Origin of the sequence: Mesorhizobium sp. M5C.F.Ca.IN.020.32.2.1, assembly GCF_004023105.1 — a bacterium.
GTDB lineage: Bacteria > Pseudomonadota > Alphaproteobacteria > Rhizobiales > Rhizobiaceae > Mesorhizobium > Mesorhizobium wenxiniae.
In genome coordinates this window covers 1-646 of record NZ_RZSX01001546.1, presented here as the reverse complement: position 1 = coordinate 646, position 646 = coordinate 1, and the positions used below count along the sequence as shown (strand labels likewise).

Sequence of the window (646 nt, the reverse complement as noted above, 5' to 3'; positions counted from 1 at the left end):
GGCCATGTCGACCATCAGATAGGCGCCGATCGAGTCGGCGATCTCGCGAAAGCGCTTCCAGTCCCAGACGCGCGAATAGGCGGTGCCGCCGGCCAGGATCAGCTTCGGCTTGGTCTCGTGGGCGGTCTTCTCGATCGCATCCATGTCGAGCAGATGATCGTCCCTGCGCACGCCGTAGGAAACGACCTTGAACCATTTGCCGCTCATATTGACCGGCGAGCCATGGGTCAGATGCCCGCCCGAGTTCAGGTCGAGACCCATGAAGGTATCACCGGGCTGCAGCAGCGCCAGGAACACCGCCTGGTTCATCTGGCTGCCGGAATTCGGTTGGACGTTGGCGAAGTTACAGCCGAACAGCTTTTTCGCACGCTCGATGGCTAGTTCCTCGGCCACGTCGACGAACTGGCAGCCACCATAGTAGCGCTTGCCCGGATAGCCCTCGGCGTATTTGTTGGTCATGATCGACCCCTGCGCTTCCAGCACGGCGCGGGAGACAATGTTTTCCGATGCGATCAGCTCGATCTCGTGGCGCTGGCGGCCGAGTTCGTTGCGGATCGCGCCGAAAATCTCCGGGTCGGCATCGGCAAGCGTGGTTTCGAAGAAGGATTCGAATTTGTTCGACACTGCCGCTACTGTTGCCATGCTG

Annotated in this window: 1 pseudogene; it reads right to left on the bottom strand. The window is 60.5% G+C overall.

The features are described from left to right. Positions 1 to 642 (bottom strand): annotated as a pseudogene (gene glyA / locus EOA86_RS37345) (serine hydroxymethyltransferase); the annotation flags it as partial. Positions 643 to 646: the final 4 nt, after the last annotated feature.